Below are 22,883 nucleotides of genomic sequence, written 5' to 3'. Positions count from 1 at the left end.
CATTTTTTTGTCCACAAGAATTGTCCGTCATTCGAACAATTTCGCTGTACCCCATAGGCACCCGGCCGCCTTCATGCTTAACTCAGGGTCCTTTTCAAACCCCGTATAAGGATTTCGTCCCATGGCTCAAGTGACGCTCAAAGGCAACCCGGTTCAGGTCAACGGCGAACTGCCGAAAACCGGTGCCCAGGCTCCTGCTTTCTCCCTGGTAGGTGAAGGCCTGGCCGACAAGTCGCTGAAGGACTTCGCCGGCAAGCGCAAGGTGCTGAACATCTTCCCAAGCGTCGACACCCCGACCTGCGCCACCTCGGTGCGCAAGTTCAACGCCCAGGCCAACGATGTGGCCAACACCGTGGTGCTGTGCATTTCCGCCGACCTGCCGTTCGCCCAGGCTCGCTTCTGCGGCGCTGAAGGCCTGGAGAACGTGAAGAACCTGTCGACCCTGCGTGGCCGTGAATTCCTCGAAGCCTATGGCGTCGCCATCGCCGACGGCCCCCTGGCCGGCCTGGCTGCCCGCGCCGTGGTGGTGCTGGACGAGAACGACAAGGTGCTGCACAGCGAGCTGGTTGGCGAAATCGCCGACGAGCCGAACTATGATGCGGCGCTGGCTGTTCTGAAGTAAGGATTGCGGGGGGCAGGGCGGGTTCTTGCCGCCTGTTCCGGCCTCTTCGCGGGCAAGGACGCGCCTACAGGTACGTCCTGGACAACGGAACTCTCCACCCCCCATCCTCTCCAAGCAACACCCTGTAACGGCCCGGAACGCTTTCCGGGCCGTTTTCATTTAAAGTTCAACCTTTTGGCAACGTCAGGCAAAGGTAAACCTCTGGTAAAGGGCCTTTGCTAAAACGATGCCAGTGCTTATCGTTCACCCTCCCAAGTCGCCATTCCGAACAAGGTTCGTTCAACCCATGCAAGCTTCTGTCTCCCGATCCTCCCGTCGCTGGCTCGTCGGCCTGCTGATCCTGCTGCTGGCGGCCTTGCTGGCCTGGTGGCTGTGGCCCGCCGCAACGCCTGCCCACAAGGAGGGCGGCGGGGGACGGCCGGGCAAAGGCATGGGCATGATGGGCGGCCGCCCAGGCTTCGGTGGCTCCACCGAGGCAGTGCCGGTGCGGGTCGAGCCGGTACGGGTGGGCGACTTCCCGCTCTACTACAAGGCCTTGGGCACGGTCACCGCGACCAACACGGTCAACGTGCGCAGCCGGGTGGCCGGCGAGCTGGTGAAAATCCACTTCAAGGAAGGCCAGCAGGTCAAGGCCGGCGACCTGCTCGCCGAAATCGACCCGCGCTCCTACCGCATCGCGCTGCAGCAGGCCGAAGGCACGCTGGCGCAGAACCAGGCACAGCTGAAAAACGCCCAGGTCGACCTGGCCCGCTATAAAGGCCTGTACGCCGAAGACAGCATCGCCAAGCAGACGCTCGATACTTCCGAAGCCCAGGTCGCGCAGTTCCAGGGGCTGGTGAAAACCAACCAGGCCCAGGTCAACGATGCCCGCCTGAACCTCGACTTCACCCAGATCCGCGCACCGATCAATGGCCGCGTGGGCCTGCGCCAGCTGGACCTGGGCAACCTGGTGGCGGCCAACGACACCACAGCGCTGGTGGTCATTACCCAGACCGAGCCGATCAACGTCGCCTTCACCCTGCCGGAAACCGAGCTGAGCACCGTGCTCGAGCGCTACCGCAGCGGCGCCAGCCTGCCGGTCGAGGCCTGGGACCGCAGTGACAGCAAACTGCAGTCCACCGGCGTGCTGGGCAGCATCGACAACCAGATCGACACCACCACCGGCACCCTGAAGTTCAAGGGCCGTTTCGAGAACAAGGACCTGGCCCTGTTTCCCAATCAGTTCGTCAACGTGCGCCTGCTGGCCGATACCCTCAAGCAAGTGGTCATGGCCCCGGCGGCGGCGATCCAGTTCGGTAACGACGGCACCTTTGCTTATGTGGTCAATGCCGAGAACACGGTCAATGTGCGCAAGCTCAAGGTGGGCGCCACCGACGGTGAGAACAGTGTGATCCTCGAAGGCCTGAAGGCGGGTGACAGGCTGGTGCTCGAAGGCACCGACCGCCTGCGCGAAGGCACCAAGGTGGAAGTAGTCGAAGACAGCTCGCAGGTGCCGACCACCCCAGGCCAGCACCTGCAAGGCCAGGACTCGAAAGGTTCGGCGCAGGCCGGTGAAGCGGCAGGCAAGGCGGGCGCATGAACCTGTCGCGCCTGTTCATCCTCCGCCCGGTCGCCACCACGCTGAGCATGCTGGCCATCGTCCTGGCCGGCCTGATCGCCTACAAGTTGCTGCCGGTGTCGGCCTTGCCCCAGGTCGATTACCCGACCATCCGGGTCATGACCCTGTACCCAGGCGCGAGCCCACAGGTAATGACCAGCGCCGTGACCGCGCCGCTGGAGCGCCAGTTCGGGCAGATGCCGGGGTTGACCCAGATGGCCTCGACCAGCTCGGGCGGTGCCTCGGTGCTGACCTTGCGCTTCAGCCTGGACATGAACATGGACGTTGCCGAGCAGCAGGTGCAGGCGGCGATCAACGCCGCCAGCAACCTGCTGCCCAGCGACCTGCCGGCGCCACCGGTGTACAACAAGGTCAACCCGGCCGATACCCCGGTACTGACCCTGGCGATTTCCAGCAAGACCATGCCGCTGCCCAAGCTCAATGACCTGGTCGACACCCGCGTGGCGCAGAAGCTTGCGCAGATCAGCGGGGTGGGCATGGTGAGCATTGCCGGCGGCCAGCGCCAGGCCGTGCGCATCAAGGTCAACGTCGATGCCCTGGCCGCCAACGGCCTCAACCTGGAAGACGTGCGCACCCTGATCGGTGCGTCCAACGTCAACCAGCCCAAGGGCAACTTCGACGGCCCGACCCGGGTGTCGATGCTCGACGCCAACGACCAGCTGCGCTCCCCGGCCGAGTACGCCAACCTGATCCTGGCTTACAACAACGGTGCGCCACTGCGCCTGAAGGACGTTGCCGAAATCGTCGACGGCGCCGAGAACGAACGCCTGGCGGCCTGGGCCAACCAGAACCAGGCGGTGTTGCTGAACATCCAGCGCCAGCCGGGCGCCAACGTCATCGAAGTGGTCGACAGCATCAAGCAACTGCTGCCATCGATTACCGACAACCTGCCGGCTGGCCTCGACGTGTCGGTGCTGACCGACCGTACCCAGACCATCCGCGCCGCCGTCAAGGACGTGCAGCACGAGCTGCTGATCGCCATCGTCCTGGTGGTGATGGTCACCTTCGTCTTCCTGCGCCGCTTCAGTGCCACCATCATCCCGTCGATTGCCGTGCCGCTGTCGCTGATCGGCACCTTCGGCGTGATGTACCTGGCGGGCTTTTCGATCAACAACCTGACGCTGATGGCCCTGACCATCGCGACCGGTTTCGTGGTCGATGACGCCATCGTCATGCTGGAGAACATTTCGCGGCACATCGAAGAAGGTGAAACCCCGATGCAGGCCGCGCTCAAGGGCGCCCGGCAGATCGGCTTCACCCTGATCTCGCTGACGTTCTCGCTGATTGCCGTACTGATCCCGCTGCTGTTCATGGCCGATGTGGTCGGCCGCCTGTTCCGCGAGTTCGCCATTACCCTGGCCGTGGCGATCCTGATTTCCCTGGTGGTTTCGCTGACCCTGACGCCGATGATGTGCGCGCGGCTGCTCAAGCGTGAACCAAAGGAGGAAGAACAGGGCCGCTTCTACCGTGCCAGTGGCGCCTGGATCGACTGGCTGATCGAACACTACGGGCGCGGCCTGCAGTGGGTGCTGCGCCACCAGCCGTTGACCTTGCTGGTGGCCGTGGCCAGCCTCGGCCTGACTGTTGTGCTGTACATGGCGGTGCCCAAGGGCTTCTTCCCGGTGCAGGACACCGGCGTGATCCAGGGCATTTCCGAAGCGCCGCAATCCACCTCGTTCGCCGCCATGAGCGAACGCCAGCAGGCCTTGAGCAAGGTGATCCTGCAAGACCCGGCGGTGCAGAGCCTGTCGTCCTACATCGGCGTGGACGGTGACAACGCCACACTCAACAGCGGCCGTCTGCTGATCAACCTCAAACCCCACGGCGAGCGCGACGTGACCGCCGGTGAAGTGATCAGCCGGCTGCAACCGCAGCTCGACAAGCTGGTGGGTATCCGCCTGTTCATGCAACCGGTGCAGGACCTGAGCATCGAGGACCGGGTCAGCCGCACCCAGTATCAGTTCAGCCTGTCTTCACCTGACGCCGACCTGCTCGCGCAGTGGAGCGGCAAGCTGGTCAGCGCCCTGCAACAACGGCCAGAACTGCAGGACGTGGCCAGCGACCTGCAGGACAAGGGCCTGCAGGTGTACCTGGTGATCGACCGCGACATGGCCAGCCGCCTGGGGATCAACGTTTCGCAGATCACCAACGCCCTGTACGACGCCTTCGGCCAGCGGCAGATTTCGACCATCTACACCCAGGCCAGCCAGTACCGCGTGGTACTGCAGTCGCGTGATGCCGCCAGCATCGGCCCGCAGGCGCTGGAGTCGATCCACGTCAAGGCCAGCGACGGTGGCCAGGTACGCCTGTCGGCCCTGGCGCGCATCGAACAGCGCCAGGCCCAGCTGGCCATTTCGCACATCGGCCAGTTCCCGGCGGTGATGATGTCGTTCAACCTGGCCCACGGTGCGTCCCTGGGCGAGGCTGTCAAGGTGATCGAGCAGGTGCAGCAGGAGATCGGCATGCCGATCGGCGTGCAGACCAAATTCCAGGGCGCCGCCGAGGCGTTCCAGGCGTCGCTGTCGAGCACCTTGCTGCTGATTCTCGCCGCCGTGGTGACCATGTACATCGTGCTTGGGGTACTGTACGAAAGTTACATCCACCCGGTCACCATCCTCTCGACCCTGCCGTCGGCGGCTGTCGGCGCCTTGCTGGCGCTGCTCATCAGCGGCAACGACCTGGGCATGATCGCGATCATCGGCATCATCCTGCTGATCGGCATCGTCAAGAAGAACGCGATCATGATGATCGACTTCGCCCTCGAGGCCGAGCGCCACCAGGGCATGACCCCGCACGACGCGATCTACCAGGCGGCGCTGCTGCGCTTCCGGCCAATCCTGATGACCACCCTGGCAGCGCTGTTCGGCGCCATACCGCTGATGCTGGCCACCGGCTCCGGCGCAGAGCTGCGCCAACCGTTGGGCCTGGTCATGGTCGGCGGCCTGCTAGTGAGCCAGGTACTGACCCTGTTCACCACGCCGGTCATCTACCTGTACTTCGATCGCCTGGCACGCCGCTGGCGCCCGGCCACTGACGCCAGGCAGGCCGAGGCATGAACCTGTCCGGCCCATTCATTCGCCGGCCCGTGGCGACCATGCTGCTGAGCCTGGCGATCATGCTGCTCGGTGGCGTCAGCTTCGGCTTGCTGCCGGTGGCGCCCTTGCCGCAGATGGACTTCCCGGTGATCGTGGTGCAGGCCAACTTGTCCGGCGCCAGCCCCGAGGTGATGGCGTCCACGGTGGCCACGCCGCTGGAGCGCAAGCTTGGCAGCATCGCCGGTGTCACCACCCTGACCAGCAGCTCCAACCAGGGCTCGACGCGGGTCGTCATTGGTTTCGAGCAAGGTCGGGATATCGACGGCGCCGCGCGCGAGGTGCAGGCGGCCATCAATGCCACCCGCAACCTGCTGCCCAGCGGCATGCGCAGCATGCCCACCTACAAGAAGATCAACCCGGCGCAGGCACCGATCATGGTGCTGTCGCTGACTTCGGATGTGCTGCAGAAGGGCCAGCTGTACGACCTGGCCGACACCATCCTGTCGCAGAGCCTGGCCCAGGTCAGTGGGGTAGGGGAAGTGCAGATCGGTGGCAGCTCGCTGCCAGCGGTGCGCATTGCCGTCGAGCCGCAACTGCTCAACCAGTACAGCCTTTCGCTGGACGAAGTGCGTACCGCCGTGGACAACGCCAACCAGCGCCGGCCGATGGGCTTTGTCGAAGACAGCGAGCGCAACTGGCAGGTGCGGGCCAACGACCAGCTGGAAAAAGCCAAGGACTACGAACCGATCGTGATCCGCCAGGAGAACGGCACAATCCTGCGCCTGTCCGACGTGGCGACCATCACCGATGGTGTCGAGAACCGCTACAACAGTGGCTTCTTCAATGACCAGAGCGCGGTGCTGCTGGTGGTCAACCGCCAGACCGGCGCCAACATCATCGAGACGGTCGACCAGATCCACGCACAGTTGCCGGCATTGCAGTCGCTGCTGCCGGCCAGCGTCCAGCTGAATGTGGCCATGGACCGCTCACCGGTGATCAAGGCCACCCTCAAGGAGGCCGAGCACACGCTGTTGATCGCCGTGGTGCTGGTGGTCCTGGTGGTGTACCTGTTCCTTGGCAGCTTGCGCGCCTCCCTGATCCCCACCCTGGCGGTGCCGGTGTCACTGGTGGGCACCTTCGCGGTGATGTACCTGTGCGGTTTCTCGCTGAACAACCTGTCGCTGATGGCGCTGATCCTTGCCACCGGCCTGGTGGTGGACGATGCCATCGTGGTGCTGGAGAACATTTCGCGGCACATCGAGGACGGCCAGCCGCCCATGCGCGCGGCGTTTCTCGGGGCCAAGGAGGTCGGCTTCACCTTGCTGTCGATGAACGTCTCGCTGGTGGCAGTGTTCGTCTCGATCCTGTTCATGGGCGGCATCGTGCGTAACTTGTTCCAGGAGTTCTCGATCACCCTGGCGGCGGCGATCATCGTCTCGCTGGTGGTGTCGCTGACCTTGACGCCAATGCTCTGCGCCCGCTGGCTGAAGCCGCACCGCGCCGAGCAGACGCGCCTGCAGCGCTGGAGCGACAACGTGCACAAGCGCATGGTCGATGGCTACGACCGCAGCCTGGGCTGGGCCTTGCGCCACAGGCGGCTGACCCTGATCAGCCTGCTGGCGACCATCGGTATCAACATCGCGCTGTACGTGGTGGTGCCGAAAACGCTCATCCCGCAACAGGACACCGGCCAGCTGATGGGCTTCATCCGCGGTGACGACGGCCTGTCGTTCAGCGTGATGCAGCCGAAGATGGAGACCTACCGTCGCGCCCTGCTGGCCGACCCGGCCGTGCAGAGCGTTGCAGGGTTCATCGGTGGCAACAGCGGCACCAACAATGCCATGGTGCTGGTGCGCCTGAAGCCGATCAGCGAGCGCAAGATCGACGCGCAGAAGGTCATCGAGCGCTTGCGCAAAGAGATGCCCAAGGTGCCTGGCGGGCGCCTGTTCCTGATGGCCGACCAGGACTTGCAGCTGGGTGGCGGTGGCCGCGACCAGACCTCGTCGCAGTACCTGTATACCCTGCAGAGCGGCGACCTGGCTGCCCTGCGTCAGTGGTTCCCCAAGGTGGTCGCCGCCATGCGTGCGCTGCCCGAGCTGACCGCCATCGACGCCCGCGACGGCTCCGGCACCCAGCAGGTAACCCTGGTGGTCGACCGTGACCAGGCCAAACGCCTGGGCATCGACATGAGCATGGTCACCACGGTGCTGAACAACGCCTATAGCCAGCGGCAGATCTCGACCATCTACGACAGCCTCAACCAGTACCAGGTGGTGCTGGAGATCAACCCGAAATACGCCTGGGACCCCAGCACGCTGGAGCAGGTGCAGGTGATCACCAGCGACGGTGCACGGGTGCCGCTGTCGACCATCGCCCACTACGAGAACAGCCTGGCCAACGACCGGGTCAGCCACGAAGGGCAGTTCGCCTCCGAAGACATCGCCTTCGATGTCGCCGAGGGCTACAGCCCGGACCAGGCCATGGCGGCCGTGGAGCGGGCGGTGGCCAAGCTCGGGCTGCCCGAAGAAGTGATCGCCAAACTCGGTGGCACTGCCGATGCCTTTGCCAAGACGCAGCAAGGCCAACCGTTCATGATCCTCGGCGCGCTGGTGCTGGTGTACCTGGTGCTGGGCATTCTGTACGAAAGCTACATCCACCCGCTGACCATTCTGTCGACCTTGCCCTCGGCCGGGGTCGGTGCCTTGCTCGCGCTGTACGTCACGGGCGGGGAGTTCAGCCTGATTTCGCTGCTGGGCCTGTTCCTGCTGATCGGGGTGGTGAAGAAGAACGCCATCCTGATGATCGACCTGGCGTTGCAGCTGGAACGCCACCAGGGCATGACACCGGAAGAATCCATCCGCCGTGCCTGCCTGCTGCGCCTGCGGCCCATCCTGATGACCACGCTGGCGGCCATGCTCGGCGCCTTGCCGTTGCTGCTGAGCCGGGCCGAGGGCGCAGAAATGCGCCAGCCGCTGGGCCTGACGATCATTGGCGGCCTGGTGTTCAGCCAGGTGCTGACCCTTTATACGACGCCGGTGGTGTACTTGTACCTCGACCGCCTGCGTCACCGATTCAACCATTGGCGTGGCGTGCGCACCGACGCCGCTCTGGAAACTCCGCTATGAACTTTGCCCAGACTCCACTCCACCACGCCCTGAAGTTGCTGACCCGCGGGCGTGGCTCGCGCCTGGTCGGCGCCGGGCTCTGCGTGGCGCTGCTCAGCGCCTGTACCCTGAGCCCGGACTACCAGCGCCCCGAGCTGAGCACGCCGGCGCAGTTCAAGCAGGCCGAAGGCTGGACCCAGGCCAACCCGTCCGATGCCATTGCCCGTGGCGCCTGGTGGGAGGTTTACGGCGATGCCGGGCTCAATGCGCTGGTCGAGGAGCTCAACCGCAGCAACCAGACCGTGGCGCAATCGGAAGCTCAATACCGTCAGGCTCAGGCACTGGTACGCAGCAGCCGTGCATCGCTGTTCCCCAGCCTGGACCTGAGCGCCAGCAAGAACCGTTCGGCGCAAGGCACCGGCAGCTCCAGCTCCAGCCTGTCCAACAACAGCAGCGGCATCCGCAACACCTACAACGCGCAACTTGGCGTGAGCTGGGAAATCGACCTGTGGGGCAAGTTGCGCGAAACCATGAACGCCAACGAGGCCAGCGCCGAAGCCAGCTTCGCCGACCTCGCCGCGATCCGCCTCAGCCAGCAGTCGGAGCTGGTCCAGAACTACCTGCAGTTGCGCGTGATCGATGAGCAGAAGCGCCTGCTCGAAGCCACCGTCGCCACCTATGAACGGTCGTTGCGGATGACCGAGAACCAGTACCGCGCCGGGGTTTCCGGCCCTGACGCGGTGGCTCAGGCCCGCACCCAGCTCAAGAGCACCCAGGCCGACCTGATCGACCTGATCTGGCAGCGCGCCCAGTTCGAAAACGCCATCGCCGTGTTGCTCGGCAAGGCGCCGGCTGAGTTCGCCCTGGCCGACAGCAAGCGCATCCCGGCCTTGCCGCAGATTCCGGTCAGCTTGCCGTCGCAACTGCTCGAACGCCGGCCGGACATCGCTTCGGCCGAGCGTAACGTGATGGCGGCCAACGCCAACATCGGTGTGGCCCGTGCGGCGTATTTCCCGGATTTGAGCCTGAGCATGAGCGGCGGCTACTCCAGCAGCACCTTCAACAACTGGATTCAGTTGCCCAACCGCTACTGGTCGGTGGGCCCGCAACTGGCGCTGACGTTGTTCGATGCCGGCAAACGCAGCGCCGAAGTGGACCGTACCGTCGCGGTGTACGACCAGACCGTGGCGCAGTACCGCCAGACCGTGCTCGATGGCTTCAAGGAGGTCGAGAACTACCTGGTTCAACTGAAGGTGTATGCCGATGAGGCGGTGGTGCGCCAGGAAGCGCTGGATGCCGCGCGCGAATCGTTGCGCCTGACCGAGAACCAGTACCGCGCCGGGTTGATCGGTTACCTGGATGTGGTGAACGTGCAGACCACCGCGCTGAGCAACGAACGCAGCGCGCTTAACCTGCTTCAGGGGCGGTTGGTGGCCAGTGTGCAGTTGATTGCCGCGCTGGGTGGCGGTTGGGATGCCGATCAGGCGTTTGCCGAGCAGGATTGATCGGGGGAAAGTGACGGGCTATGGGCTGACAGCAAACCGACCAGTGGCAATATGCCTTCATTCTAACCCATAACGCGTCTAGGTCAGGCTTCGCGCTGGTTTCGCCGCGTTATTGGATCCGTTCCCATTCGCAAAAAGCCCGTGCGTTTCGGCAAAGCTTGAGTACAATCGTCAGTTTTTCCGGGCACCCCCTGACCCGTTGCTGGAACTCCCAATGCTGACCGGTAGCTACTCCTCTTCGCTGGTGTTGATTTCGCTGTGCGTGGCCATCCTGGCGTCCTACACCGCCCTTGACCTGACCGGTCGCATCGCCACCGCCAAGGGGCGCGGCGTCTACCTGTGGATGGGCGGGGGCGCGCTGGCCATGGGCATTGGCGTGTGGTCGATGCACTTCATCGGCATGCTTGCCTTCAGCCTGCCGATCAACCTGGGCTACGACATTGGGCTCACGGCATTCTCGTTACTGATCGCCGTGCTGTCGTCCGGCTTCGCCCTTTGGCTGGTGAGCCAGCCCAGCCTGCCCGGGCTGCAGTTGGGGTTTGGCGCGTTGATCATGGGCGCAGGCATCAGTTGCATGCACTACACCGGCATGGCGGCCCTGCGCATGCTGCCGGGCATCGACTACGACCCCACGCTGTTCGGCGCCTCGCTGGCAATAGCGGTAGGGGCATCGGCGGCGGCGTTGTGGATTGCCTTTCGCCTGCGCAAGCATACCCCCTATGTGCGGCAGATCCGTGGCCTGGCTGCGGTGCTGATGGGCGTTGCCATCGTCGGCATGCACTACACCGGCATGGCGGCGGCGAATTTCCCCGCGGGCAGTTTCTGCGGTGCCCTGGCGGGCGGCCTGCAGGGGGACAGCTTGGTGTACCTGGTGCTGATCACTACCCTGGCGGTGCTGGCGGTGGCCTTGCTGACCTCGGTGCTGGACGCGCGCCTTGAAGCGCGCACCGCAGAGCTTGCCCGTTCGCTGACGCTCGCCAACCAGGAACTGACCCAACTGGCGCTGCATGACACCCTGACCGGCCTGCCAAACCGCACACTGCTGTCCGACCGGATCGAGCAGGCGATTGGCAAGGTGGCAGAGCAGGGTGGCTGTTTCGCATTGATGTTCATTGACCTGGATGGCTTCAAACCGGTCAATGATGCCTTCGGCCATCACATTGGCGACCTGCTGCTCAAGGCGGTCGCTGCGCGCTTGCGCGGCCACCTGCACAGCCAGGACACCTTGGCCCGCATCGGCGGTGACGAGTTCGTGCTCCTGGTGGAGTTGCAGGAGCCGGAAGATGCCATGGATGTAGCGGTCAAGCAGGTCAACCTGGTGTCACGCGCGTTCCACGTGGCCGAACATGAGCTGCAGCTGACCGCAAGCCTGGGCATTGTGCTGTACCCGGGCAACGGCCAGGACCAGCTTGAACTGCTGCGCAATGCCGACGCGGCCATGTACCACGCCAAGAGCGCGGGCAAGAATGGCTACAGCTTCTTCGACGTGTCGATGAACAGCAACGCGCGCCAGCAGTTGCAACTGCTACAGGACCTGCGCCTGGCCTTGGAGCAGCGCCAGTTCCGCCTGCATTACCAACCCAAGTTCGACGCTCTGGCCTGCCAGCCAATCGGGGCCGAAGCTCTGCTGCGCTGGCAGCACCCGCAGCATGGCCTGCTGCTGCCGGACCGCTTCATCGGCCTGGCGGAGAAAACCGGGCTGATCATCCCGATTGGCGAGTGGGTGCTGGACGAAGCCTGCCGGCAGATGCGCCAGTGGCTTGATCAGGGGCGCAAGGGTTGGCGCATGGCGGTCAACCTTTCAGCCATCCAGTTCTGCCATACCGGCCTGGTCGACAGCGTCGCCCGCGCCTTGCGCGACAACGACCTGCCGGCCAACTGCCTGACACTGGAAATCACCGAAACCACCGCGATGCACGATGCCGATGCCAGCCTGACGGTGCTGCAACGCCTGTCCGACATGGGCGTTGACCTGTCCATCGACGACTTCGGTACTGGTTATTCGAGCCTGATGTATCTCAAGCGCTTGCCGGCCAACGAGCTGAAGATCGACCGCGGCTTCGTCCGCGACCTGGAGCAGGACAGCGATGACGCCGCCATCGTCTCGGCCATCGTCGCCCTGGGCCAGGCGCTGGGGCTGCGTATCGTCGCCGAAGGCGTGGAAACGGACGGGCAACAGGACTTCCTGACCCGCCTGGGGTGTGATTCGTTGCAAGGTTATCTGCTGGGCCAACCCGTGCCGGCGGAGCAGTTCATGGACAAGTGGCAGGCGCTGCAGCAGAGCCCGGAAGCGGTCGCCTAGACCGCATTACGCAGCGCAACGGCCGACCCGAACACCTCCATCTCCGCCTCCACGGCCTCGATGATGCGTTCGACATCCGCCGCCGCCATGATCGCGGTGCAGGGGATGCCGGCAATGGCCAGCAGGGTTTCGCCGGTGGCGCGGTCGAACAGGCGGGCGATCATGCTGCGTGGCGCATCCATGCTGGCTTCGAAGCCTAGCGGATGGAAGTGCCAACGCATCACCTGGCAGGCGTTGGGGAACGTCATCTTGTTCATGCCAGCCTCCTTGTCCGTACCTGGACGCGGTGATCGAGGGGCCGCGAAGACAGCCGCCGGGAAGCTAAAGATAGCACCGGTTCCGTGACAGTTCTGCGCCTAACAAGACAAATGTACTAATGCATGACCCCGGTCACAAAGGCGTCCTGCACACCGTTTGGCGGCAAATTGCCAGGCAAACGTTTTCCCTGCCTTCAGGCAACCAAAACGCGGGAGGACTCTGCAGTTTTTAATCCAATCCCGCAAATTATTTTCGGACCAGCGGTTCGCTGGGTGTATCTGGCCGTTAAAGCTAAGGCATCCTGCGCAAGACAATCGCTCCCTCCTGCGGGGCGGGTTGGAGCAGCCTGCGATTGTGAGCGAGGTAGGCCTGTATTCGCATCGACCGGGGGGAGGGAACTCTTGGTGCAGCGGCAAGTACAACCCGAACAGCTTCGTAAGCCGGCGTTAACTGACGACGTGCATCGGACACCGTTGCGCTCAAAACATGACCAACGGTACGTAAGGTAGTTGCGTCAAACCCGAGGAGGTGGCGAGTTATAGCGCTAGTCACTCGGGCGGCGGCGCGAAGCACAGCAACCCAAAACTGCCCGCTCGGATCGTGTCGGTTGAGGGGGTCGCCCTCGCAGTAGGCATATGAGTTCGGTCCGCCTTTTCCAAAGGGGGACAACCCATCCGGGCGGGTGAACCGCAACAGTTCCGGCTTATAGAGCCGCAGGCCATTGCCTAGTGGATAGCCGCCAGAGACTCCATCAAATCGCTGGCCTACAAAAGAGATCATGAGCATCTCAGGATAGACGTTCACTCCCCCATAGGGAGGATAGTGATAAGTTGCCGGTGTTATAGCTGTGCCTATGACCGACTGAGCGATGTCCAGTTGATAAAGCTGCACCCTCCTGGCATTGGTTCGAGGCCTTGTTTGCAAGCAAAAGCGATCAGGCGATGGTGGCGTGGTGAGAGTAGGCATGGTTCGATTCTTGAACAGTCAGCGGGTAACGGATTGTTTCTATTTGTTGGGCGCACGGCTACTGGTAAAACTGTCAGGTTGATTAGCCGAGTAGTCCCGCCGCAATATTGATGGTGAAACCCAGAATCGCCGTGTTGAACACGAAGCCCACCAGTGAATGCGCCAGCACCACCTTGCGCATGCCGCGCCCGCTGACGCCGACGTCGGAGGTTTGCACGGCGACGCTGAGGGTGAACGAGAAGTAGTGAAAGTCCCAATAATCCGGGTTGCGTTCCCCGTCGGCGAAGCGCAGCGCCGGTTCGTCACCCTCGCCGGTATAGAACAGCCGGGCGTAATGCAGGCTGAAGATACAACCTATCAGCAGCCACGAGCCTGCGATGGTCAAGCCGGTGTAGAGGTAGTGCAGGGCCTGGTCGGTGCCTTGCAGGCCGCGGCTTGAAGCCAGCTGCAGGGTCACTGCGGCCAGGCTGGCAATGGCGGCGGTGCACACGGTGAACAGCACCAGGCCCGCGTTTTCGTCCTCGACCCGAGCGACTGTGCGAACTTTCTCGGGCGTTGCCCGGCAGGTTAGCCAGAGCACCAGCAGCAGGTATAACCAGACACCGATGTTCCAGCCGGCGAGAACGCGTTGGATGGTGTCTGCGCCTGAAATGAACCAGGCGCTGGCCAAACCTGCCAGCGCAGCGATGCTCAGGCGGGGGTGGCTACGGGTAAGGCGGTGCAGAGCCATGGGGCCTCATCGACAGGGAGTCATGGCTACCACGATAGCCTATGGGATAACATTTCAGCTCATGCCCGTGTCGAAGCCCCTGAATTTCAAGGAAATCACACTGGCCGCTTTACGCCTGGCGGGGTGCCTGCCGCGCCAGGCACCGCTACAGGATCCACGTTTTGTCCGACCTTTCGCAAAATCCGCTGCTGCAATACCTTGCCCGGCTGGCACCCTCCAGCCAGCAGACCATGCGCTACATCCTGCAAGACGCTGCCGACCGGCTGGGTTTCGTTGACTGCAATCTGCTCGATGTGCCGTGGCACCGGCTGGAGCCGGGCCACGTGATCGGCCTGGTGGCGGCACTGCGCACCGATGGCTACGCGCCCAACAGCTCATCGCTGTACGTCAACGCCATCCGCGGAGTGATGAATGAAGCCTGGCGTCAGGGCCTGATCGACCATGAGCAGCTGCTGCGCATCCGGGAGGTCAAGCCGGCCACCGGCAGCCGATTGCCGCCTGGGCGCAACCTGCGCCGCAGCCTGATTCGCGAGCTGATGGAGGTGTGCGCAGCCGACCCACGCCCACAAGGGGTTCGTGATGCGGCGATCATTGCGCTGCTGTACGGCACCGGTATGCGCAAGTCCGAGTCGGTGGACATCGACCTGGACCAGGTGGATTTTGAAGCCCGTAGCCTGCAGGTATTGGGCAAGGGCAACCGGCAGTTGATCAAGTATGCGCCGGTGTGGGCCTTCGAAAAGCTGCAGGCCTGGCTTGACCTTCGCCGGCAGGACCTGCCTGCAGGGGCCTCGGACGACCCGTTCCTGTTCAATCGCATTCGCCGTGGCAACCACATCACCCGTGCCCGCATCACCAAGCATGCGATCTACTACATCGCTCGCCAGCGTGGCGCGCAGGTGGGGGTAAAAATCATGCCGCATGATTTTCGCCGCGCGTTCATCACCCGGGTGATCGAGGAGCACGACCTGTCGATTGCGCAGAAGCTGGCGCACCATGCCAACATCCAGACCACCGCCAGTTATGACCGACGCGATGACAATGAGCGGCGGCGGGCGGTGGATCGGTTCGACTATTGAGGGGGGGGCGGGTGTAGGGCGGGAGCGTTGTTGTTGCTTTCGAGATCGAGCGCTTGCCTTGGGATCTACAGCGCCCCTGAGATCGAGCGCCGCCCGCGCGAAGCGCTTGCCTTGGGATCTTCAGCGCCTGTGAGATCGAGCGCCGCCCGCGCGGCGCATCGCGGGCAAGCCCGCTCCTACATTTGTTTCAACGCGCCGTTCCAGTCAGGCCATGGTTGTCCGCCTTGGCGCACGGCTGAAGACAGGTGGGGCGCCGGCAGCGCCAGCCAAAAAAATCGCGTCGTGCTAACAAGGCTGGCAACTATGGCCTCACAGGCCATGGCACGTTGCAACAAATGTAGGAGCGGGCTTGCCCGCGATGCGCCGCGCGGGCGGCGCTCGATCTCAAAGGCGCTGAAGATCCCAAGGCAAGCGCTTCGCGATGCGCCGCGCGGGCGGCGCTCTATCTCAAGAACGAAAAACACTCCCGGGCGCGCAGGCCTTCAATGAATACTCGATGCCAGCTCGAAGATCGGCATGTACATCAAAATCACGATCACCCCGATCAGCAACCCGATAAAGGTCATCAGCAGCGGTTCGAACAGCTTCACGAACCACTCCACCCAGCGCCCGATCTCCTGGTCATGAAAATCCGCGCAGCGTTCGAGCATTTCCCCCAGGTTCCCCGATTGCTCCCCCGCCCGCAGCAGCCGCAGCGATACCGGGGTCACCAACTGGCCGGCCTCCAGTGCCTCCGACAGCGGCAGGCCTTCTCCCACCCGTTGGCTGGCCTGCGCCAGACCTTGCGCTGCGGCGCTGCCGAGCAGCCCGCGGGCCATGCCCATGGCGGTAAGGATGGGAATGCCGCCCTGCAGCAGAATGCCAAGCGAACGGTAAAAGCGCGCCAGCTCATACATCATCAAACGTTGGTGCAAGGCCGGCATGCGCCGTATCTGGCGTGACACCCAACGCCGCAGTAGCGGGTTGCGACGCAGCAGCACCAGCGCACCGAGGGAGCCGGCCGTGGCCAGTGCCAGCGGCAATTGATGGGCATGCAGGAACATGCCGACCTGCATCAGCATGCGTGACAGCCACGGCAGGTCACTGCCCATGCCCTCGAACACCAGGCTGAAACGCGGTACCACATAGCCCAGCAGAAACAGCACCACGCCACCGCCGACCAACAGCAGCAGCATCGGGTACACCGAGGCGCCCACCAGCTTCTGCCGAACCAGGTCCAGCCGCTGCCGATATCCGATATAGCGGTGCAGGGCGTCACCCAAGGCGCCCGTGCGTTCACTGGACTGCACCAGTGCCACGTACAACGGCGGGAAAACGCGCGGCTGCTGGGCCAGTGCCTGGGACAGCGAGCGGCCCTCGTACAGCTGGCGAACCAGCGCAGCCAGGACCTTGCGCGCGGCCCCGGGCGGGGCTTTCTCCGCCAGGCTTTCCAGGGCATCGATCAAGGGCAGGCCGGCGTGCAGCAGCGTGGTCAGTTCCTGGCTGAACAACACCAGGTCGAACATGGCCTGGCGGCGCCAGGCGATACCGCGCAGGGCGCCGCCGTGGCCGCGCACGCTGACCACCCGCAAACCTTGGCCCTCGGCCTGGCGGCGCGCCTGCTCAGCGTCCTCGGCATCGATCTGCAATTGCACCACGCCCTGTCTGCCCAGGGCCTTGAGGCTGTAGCGCATGGCCGTGCTCCTCATTGCCAACTGTTGATTTCGGCGTTCTCACCGTCGCCGCCGGGCTGGCCGTCCTTGCCCATCGACAGCAAGTCGTACTCGCCGCCGTTTTCGCCAGGCTGGCGGTAGATGTATGCCCGGCCCCATGGGTCTTGCGGCACCGCTTTCTGCAGGTAGGGGCCAGACCAGCGCGCCTCGCCGCTGGGTGCAGCCACCAGCGCCTGCAGGCCCTGTTCGCTATTGGGGTAGTGGCCGACTTCCAGGCGGTACAGGTCCAGGGCCTTGCCCAGGCCTTCGATCTGCGCCCGGGCCACCTTGGCCTCCGAGCGGCCGAGCTGGCTGAAGTATTTGGGTGCGACGATGCCGGCCAGCAAGCCGAGCACCACCAGCACCACCAGAAGCTCGAGCAGGGTGAAGCCAGTTTGGCGGTTGGGTGTGCGCTGCATGGTGAAGCCCTCCTGCATGGGGGCATGCTTGCCCAGGGTTTCGCTGCTCCATGCAACAGCCGTGCACGTCTGCCTCGGGGCCTTGCGCCATGCGCCATGGCAAGCGGCACAGTGCTTGCGTCATCCCCGTAAAGCCCGGGTTTTCCGGGGCATTTCCCCCACATCGGGGGCACCGGCGGGGAGGCGACCGACATGCGTGGGATTATCCTGGGACTGATCTGGCTGGCAGGGGCGAGCGCCCAGGCCGACGTGTACATTTCCATCGATGCCAAGGGTGGCTACGTACTGACCAACGTCCACCGGCCCGGGCGCCACTATGAGCGGGTGATCAGCGAACCCCTTGCCCAGGCAGGCCCGGCCAATGCGCAACTGATCACCGGCCGCCCGTACGCTGCCCTGGTGGCCACCGCGGCACGCAAGCACAACGTGCCGCAGGCGCTGCTGCATGCGCTGATCAAAGCCGAGTCCGGTTACAACCCCAAGGCCCGCTCGGCAGCGGGGGCGGTGGGGCTGATGCAGCTGATGCCCGATACGGCGAAGGAGATGGGCGTCGAAGATGCCCTGGACCCTGAAGACAACGTGCTGGGCGGCGCGCGCTACCTCAAGCGCATGCTGACGCTGTTCGACAACGACATCACCCTGGCGGTGGCCGCCTACAATGCCGGCCCCGATGCGGTAATGCGCCGGGGTGCGGTGCCGCCGTTCGCCGAAACCCGACGTTATGTGCCCAACGTGCTGCGCGAGTACCGCAAGTTGCAGGGGCTGGCGGCCGATTCGCCACTGTGACTGCAGGGCACCTTGCATCGGCATGATGGAAATCAGTGCCATGGTTTCCCCAACTCTGGGCTATACCCTTTCACAGGTGCTCAGCAGTGGAAGCCACCATGGACATCGCTCCCCGTACCGAGATGCCAGAGGCACCTGCCGGCGCTGAAGCCGGCACCCCGCGCAAACCGTTCAACCTGCTGCGCTGGTACGCCTGGGTGAGCCTGGCCATCATCGTTTCGGTGGCTGCGGGGCTTGGGTTGATCTCAAGCCGTTTCATCATCAACGAAAGTGTCGAGCGCGATGCGCTGCTTACCGCCCAGTTCATCACCTCCATCGCCGATGCAGAAGTGCGCCATGTGTCGATCCCCAACGTTCGCACCATGGGCGAACTGCTCGACCCACGCACCGACCATTCCGCCTTGCCGGGCGTGGACCCTGAAGCGCGGCGCAAGGCCCGAGGCGAATTTCTCGACCACATCGCCCACCTGCCCGACATGCTCCTGGCCAATATCTACGCCCCTGACCGCACGGTGATCTGGTCGAGCAACCCCGCGCTGATGGGCAAGCTGATCGATGGCGATGACGACCTCGATCGGGCTTTCGAGTACAAGCAGCGGGTCTCGGCCAGTTACCACCATTTCGAGCAGGCCCGCGCCGAGCAGAAGTTCGTGACCCCGCCCGAGCAGTTGTTCATCGAAAACTACATCCCGCTGTTCGACGCCGATGGCGAGCGGGTCACGGCCATGGTGGAGATCTACAAGGAGCCCCACGACCTGATCGTGCGTATCGAGCATGGCCTGGTGCGTATCTGGCTGGCGATGACCGTGGGCGCCGGGCTGGTCTATATCGGCCTTTACGGCATCATGCGCCGCGCCGCACGGCTGATGGCGGTGCAGCAGAAACGCCTGATCAGCAACGAAACCTATGTGGCGCTGGGCGAGGTGTCCTCGGCCGTGGCGCACAGCCTGCGCAACCCATTGGCCAGCATCCGCTCCAGTGCCGAGCTGGCGCAGGTGTTCGATGAGGGGCCCGCCCAGCGCAATATCGATGAAATCATCAGCCAGGTCGACCGCATGTCGCACTGGATTCGCCAACTGCTGCAGTCGCTACGGCCATTGAACGACGAAGCGGTCGCGGTGGACCTGCCCCAGGCCTTGCAGGAGAGCCTGCAGACTTTTGCCGCAGCGCTTGCTCGCGGCGGCGTGACCGTCGACCTGCAACCGTTGCCCGCCGTGCAGGTGCTGGGCCAGCCGGTGCTGCTGCGGCAGATTTTCAACAGCCTGATCGACAACGCCCTGGAGTCGATGGAGCAAGGTGGCCGGCTGCGGGTGGAGGTGGTCAAGCAGGACCGGCGCAGCGTTACCTTGCGCTTGTCCGACACCGGCAGAGGCATGAATGAACGCCAGCAACGCATGGCATTCCGGCCCTTCTTCACCACCAAGCAAGGCGGGTTGGGGGTTGGGCTGGTGCTGGTGAGACGCATCATGGAACGCTTCGGTGGCTCGGTGAGATTGAGTAGCAGCGTGGGGCATGGCACGCGCGTTTCCCTGAATTTCAGACTGGCTTTATCTTCATAGCTGTTATCAGGAAACCATTGTAACTATCTGATCTAAAAGCGTTATTACACATATGGGGCATAAAGACCCAAATGTGGGGGATGTTTCTCGAATCAACGTTCCAATAGTTCTGTAACTAGTTGACATACATAGATATTGTATTTCCAGGTACCTATGGCTGGTTTTTTGCAGCGCTACATTGGCGACAAATGGCGGCTGCGGCGTGGCTGGCGAAGTGCTATCAACTTGCTACGCACGGTAAAGTCCACGGGTGCGACCTTGAACGCAATCTTGCGCGGGAACGAAGCGATGCAGACGCTGGAAACCGAATTCCCCGACAAGACCCCGGCGCAGCCTGGCAGCGGCTTCGCTGCCCCGCTTCGCGAGTTCAACCTGCTGCGCTGGTTTTCGGTGATCAGCCTGCTGATCATTGCCTCGGTGGCAGGCGGCCTGGGTTACGTCTCGACGCGTTTCGTGGTGCGTGACAGCGTCGAGCGCGACGCCATGCTCACCGCCCAGTTCATCCAGGCCATGGCCCAGGCCGAGGTGCGCCATTCGCAGCTGCCGCCCGGCACCACCATGGGCGAATTGCTCGACCCACGGCTGGACCATCAACACCTGCAGGTCAGCCCCGCGCTCGCCGAGTCGACCCGCGTCGAATTTCTCGACCATGTCGAGCACTTGCCCGACACGCTGCTGGCCAACGTCTATGCCCGCGACCGTACCATCGTCTGGTCGACCAACCCGGCACTGGTCGGCAAGCGCATCGCGGCCGATGGCGAGCTGGAGCATGCATTCCGCTCGCGCAAGGCGGTATCGGCCAGCTACCACAAGGCCGAAGAAGGCCGCGAAGAGCAGAAGTTCCAGCGCGCCCCGCAGTACCTGTTCATCGAGAACTACGTCCCGCTGTTCGACAGCCAGGGCGAGCAGGTGATGGCGATGGTCGAGATCTACAAAGAGCCCAAGGACCTGATCCGGCGTATCCAGCGCGGTTACGTGCTGATCTGGGCCTCGACCTTGCTGGGCGGGGCGCTGATCTACTTTGGCCTGTTCTGGATCGTGCGCCGTGCTGCGTCCATGCTGCGCCACCAGCAGGACCGCCTGGTGGCCAGCGAAACCTATGTGGCCCTGGGCGAGATGTCTTCGGCGGTGGCGCACAGCATGCGCAACCCGTTGGCCAATATTCGCTCCAGTGCAGAGCTTGCCCAGGAAATCGCCAACCCCCAGGCGCAGCAGAACATTGTCGACATCATCAGCCAGGTCGACCGCATGTCGCGCTGGGTGCGCGAACTGCTGGTGTCGCTGCGCCCCACCAGCGACATCGCCGAAGCCGTGGACCTGGTGGCGGCCATTGACGATACCCGCCAGGCCTTTGCCCAGCAGATCGAGCGCAACGGCGTGCGCTTCACCTTCGAGGGGCCGCAGGCGCAATGGGTGGCCAGCCAGCCGCTGCAGTTGTCGCAGATCCTCAACAGCCTGTTTTCCAATGCCATCGAAGCCATGCCCAGCGGCGGCCAGTTGCGTGCTCAGGTCAGTGTGCGGGATGGCCAGTGGGTCGACTTGCTGCTCAGCGACACCGGCAAAGGCATGACCAAGCAGCAGGAACGGATGGTCTTCAAGCCGTTTTTCACCACCAAGCAGGGCGGCCTCGGTGTAGGCCTGGCGCTGGCCAAGCGCATCATGGAACGGTTCGGCGGCTCGGTCAGCCTGAGCAGCCGCGAAGAGGAAGGAACCCGCGTCAGCCTCACTTTCAATATTGCAGCGGGAGGGGAACATGGAGCACAGCATCCTGGTAGTCGAGGATGATGAAATCCTTGCCAACAACATTCGCACCTACCTGAGCCTCAAGGGCTTCGAGGTGACCGTGTGCAACAGCGCAGAGCTTGCCTTGGAGCAGATCAAGCGCATCCAGCCCGACGCGGTGCTCACCGACAACTCGCTGCCCGGCATGAACGGCCACGACCTGTTGCGCACCCTGGTGGCGCAGGCACCGGAGCTCAAGGTGATCATGATGACCGGCTACGGCAACGTCGAAGATGCCGTGCAAGCGATGAAGGAGGGCGCGTTCCATTACCTGACCAAGCCCGTGGTGCTCGCCGAGCTCAAGTTGACGCTGGAAAAGGCCCTGGCGACCGACCGCATGGAGCGCACGCTGTCGTTCTACCAGGAGCGCGAGGCGCAGAAGTCCGGGCTACAGGCCCTGATCGGCGAGTCACCGGTGATGCTCACGCTCAAGCACACGCTGCGCCAGGTGCTCGATGCCGAGCGCCGCATGGCCAGTGACGACCTGCCGCCAGTGCTGGTCGAAGGCGAAACCGGCACGGGCAAGGAGCTGGTCGCCCGCGCCTTGCATTTCGATGGGTCGCGCAGCAAGGGGCCGTTCATCGAGTTCAACTGCGCATCGATCCCCGCCAACTTGCTGGAAGCGGAGCTGTTCGGGCATGAAAAGGGCGCCTTCACCGATGCCAAGGAGCGCCGTGTGGGGCTGGTCGAGGCCGCCGATGGCGGCACGCTGTTCCTCGATGAGATCGGCGAGATGGACCTGGTGCTGCAGGCAAAGCTGCTGAAGCTGCTGGAAGACCGCAGCATCCGCCGCATCGGCGCGGTCAAGGAGCGCAAGGTGGATCTGCGGGTGATCAGCGCCACCAACTGCAACCTCGAACAGATGGTGCAGCAGGGCAAGTTCCGCCGAGACCTGTTCTTCCGCTTGCGCATCATTGCCCTGAAGGTGCCTCGGCTGTTCGCACGTGGGCAGGACATTCTGATCCTGGCCCGGCATTTCCTGGCCCACCACGGGCGCCGCTATGGCAAGCCGAACCTGCGCTTCAGTGCCGAGGCCGAGGCCCTGATGCTGAGTTACAGCTGGCCGGGTAATGTGCGTGAGCTACGCAACATGCTGGAGCAGACCGTGTTGCTGGCGCCCAATGAAGTGGTGCAGGCGCATCAGCTCAACCTGTGCCTGACCTTGGTCGACGAGCCGCTGGCCCAGCCCACCGCCACACTGTATGAAATGCCGCGGCATGAACCGGAGCCTGGCACCAGCTTGCCGGACATGGAGCGCGACCTGGTGTGCAAGACGCTCGATCGCACCGATTGGAACGTCACCAAATCGGCGCGGATGCTTGGCCTTTCGCGGGATATGCTGCGCTACAAGATCGAAAAACTGGGGTTGACCCGGCCTGACAAGCGTCAGTGGTGAGCGGTATCCGGTAGGGGCTAGTCCGGCCCCTTCA

The 22,883-nt window shown here is 63.7% G+C and carries 16 protein-coding genes; 11 read left to right on the top strand and 5 right to left on the bottom strand.

Annotated elements, in window-relative coordinates:
- Positions 1-121: 121 nt before the first annotated feature.
- The 6 genes from tpx (at position 122) to ABEH27_RS14835 (ending at position 12,186) form a co-directional block, all read left to right on the top strand.
- Positions 122-622: a thiol peroxidase gene (gene tpx / locus ABEH27_RS14860; protein ID WP_346614314.1), complete on the top strand. Its 501-nt coding sequence runs from the start codon at positions 122-124 to the stop codon at positions 620-622.
- A gap of 286 nt (positions 623-908) precedes the next feature.
- A complete protein-coding gene (locus tag ABEH27_RS14855; protein WP_346614313.1) occupies positions 909-2,201 on the top strand; it encodes an MdtA/MuxA family multidrug efflux RND transporter periplasmic adaptor subunit in 1,293 nt (430 codons plus the stop codon).
- Positions 2,198-5,296, top strand: a complete 3,099-nt coding sequence (locus ABEH27_RS14850; protein WP_346614312.1) for an MdtB/MuxB family multidrug efflux RND transporter permease subunit — start codon at positions 2,198-2,200, stop codon at positions 5,294-5,296. The genes ABEH27_RS14855 and ABEH27_RS14850 overlap by 4 nt, the downstream gene beginning before the upstream one ends.
- The gene (locus ABEH27_RS14845; protein ID WP_346614311.1) at positions 5,293-8,400 is read left to right on the top strand and encodes an efflux RND transporter permease subunit; all 3,108 of its coding nucleotides are present in this window, start codon (positions 5,293-5,295) and stop codon (positions 8,398-8,400) included. Before ABEH27_RS14850 ends, ABEH27_RS14845 begins: the two co-directional genes overlap by 4 nt.
- The gene (locus ABEH27_RS14840; RefSeq protein WP_346614310.1) at positions 8,397-9,884 is read left to right on the top strand and encodes an efflux transporter outer membrane subunit; all 1,488 of its coding nucleotides are present in this window, start codon (positions 8,397-8,399) and stop codon (positions 9,882-9,884) included. The genes ABEH27_RS14845 and ABEH27_RS14840 overlap by 4 nt, the downstream gene beginning before the upstream one ends.
- 214 nt (positions 9,885-10,098) lie before the next feature.
- On the top strand, positions 10,099-12,186 hold the full coding sequence (locus ABEH27_RS14835) for an EAL domain-containing protein (protein ID WP_346614309.1): 2,088 nt from the start codon (positions 10,099-10,101) through the stop codon (positions 12,184-12,186).
- Here the strand turns inward: ABEH27_RS14835 and ABEH27_RS14830 are convergent.
- The 3 genes from ABEH27_RS14830 to ABEH27_RS14820 all read right to left on the bottom strand — a co-directional run bounded on the left by ABEH27_RS14830 (position 12,183) and on the right by ABEH27_RS14820 (position 14,140).
- Positions 12,183-12,443: a DUF1652 domain-containing protein gene (locus ABEH27_RS14830; RefSeq protein WP_346614308.1), complete on the bottom strand. Its 261-nt coding sequence runs from the start codon at positions 12,441-12,443 to the stop codon at positions 12,183-12,185. The two genes, ABEH27_RS14835 and ABEH27_RS14830, sit on opposite strands and share 4 nt — an antisense overlap.
- Positions 12,444-12,735: 292 nt before the next feature.
- A complete protein-coding gene (locus ABEH27_RS14825; protein ID WP_346614307.1) occupies positions 12,736-13,410 on the bottom strand; it encodes an RHS repeat-associated core domain-containing protein in 675 nt (224 codons plus the stop codon).
- Between the two features lie 82 nt (positions 13,411-13,492).
- Positions 13,493-14,140 (bottom strand): DUF1345 domain-containing protein, encoded by a 648-nt coding sequence (locus ABEH27_RS14820; RefSeq protein WP_346614306.1) that lies wholly within the window; start codon positions 14,138-14,140, stop codon positions 13,493-13,495.
- A gap of 161 nt (positions 14,141-14,301) precedes the next feature.
- Here ABEH27_RS14820 and ABEH27_RS14815 point away from each other — a divergent pair, with 161 nt between their 5' ends.
- On the top strand, positions 14,302-15,216 hold the full coding sequence (locus ABEH27_RS14815; RefSeq protein ID WP_346614305.1) for a tyrosine-type recombinase/integrase: 915 nt from the start codon (positions 14,302-14,304) through the stop codon (positions 15,214-15,216).
- A 482-nt stretch (positions 15,217-15,698) separates the two neighbouring features.
- On the opposite strand, the gene ABEH27_RS14810 is transcribed toward ABEH27_RS14815, so the two are convergent.
- Positions 15,699-16,889 (bottom strand): type II secretion system F family protein, encoded by a 1,191-nt coding sequence (locus tag ABEH27_RS14810; protein ID WP_346614304.1) that lies wholly within the window; start codon positions 16,887-16,889, stop codon positions 15,699-15,701.
- A gap of 11 nt (positions 16,890-16,900) precedes the next feature.
- Positions 16,901-17,326, bottom strand: coding sequence for a type II secretion system major pseudopilin GspG (gspG, locus tag ABEH27_RS14805; protein ID WP_346614303.1), 426 nt, complete (start codon positions 17,324-17,326; stop codon positions 16,901-16,903).
- 192 nt (positions 17,327-17,518) lie between these two features.
- Here gspG and ABEH27_RS14800 point away from each other — a divergent pair, with 192 nt between their 5' ends.
- From ABEH27_RS14800 to ABEH27_RS14785, 4 genes are all read left to right on the top strand, one after another.
- Positions 17,519-18,112 (top strand): transglycosylase SLT domain-containing protein, encoded by a 594-nt coding sequence (locus ABEH27_RS14800; RefSeq protein ID WP_346614302.1) that lies wholly within the window; start codon positions 17,519-17,521, stop codon positions 18,110-18,112.
- A 98-nt stretch (positions 18,113-18,210) separates the two neighbouring features.
- Positions 18,211-19,671: a HAMP domain-containing sensor histidine kinase gene (locus tag ABEH27_RS14795; protein ID WP_346614301.1), complete on the top strand. Its 1,461-nt coding sequence runs from the start codon at positions 18,211-18,213 to the stop codon at positions 19,669-19,671.
- A 288-nt stretch (positions 19,672-19,959) separates the two neighbouring features.
- A complete protein-coding gene (locus ABEH27_RS14790; RefSeq protein ID WP_346614300.1) occupies positions 19,960-21,456 on the top strand; it encodes a HAMP domain-containing sensor histidine kinase in 1,497 nt (498 codons plus the stop codon).
- Entirely contained in the window at positions 21,425-22,849 is a 1,425-nt protein-coding gene (locus tag ABEH27_RS14785) for a sigma-54 dependent transcriptional regulator (RefSeq protein ID WP_346614299.1), read from the top strand. The genes ABEH27_RS14790 and ABEH27_RS14785 overlap by 32 nt, the downstream gene beginning before the upstream one ends.
- The last annotated feature ends 34 nt before the right edge of the window (positions 22,850-22,883 follow it).

The organism is Pseudomonas sp. P39-UII1 (assembly GCF_039672635.1).
Classification (GTDB): Bacteria; Pseudomonadota; Gammaproteobacteria; order Pseudomonadales; family Pseudomonadaceae; genus Aquipseudomonas.
The sequence above is the reverse complement of the archived record's forward strand: the minus strand, read 5'-3'. Positions and strand labels throughout refer to the sequence as shown.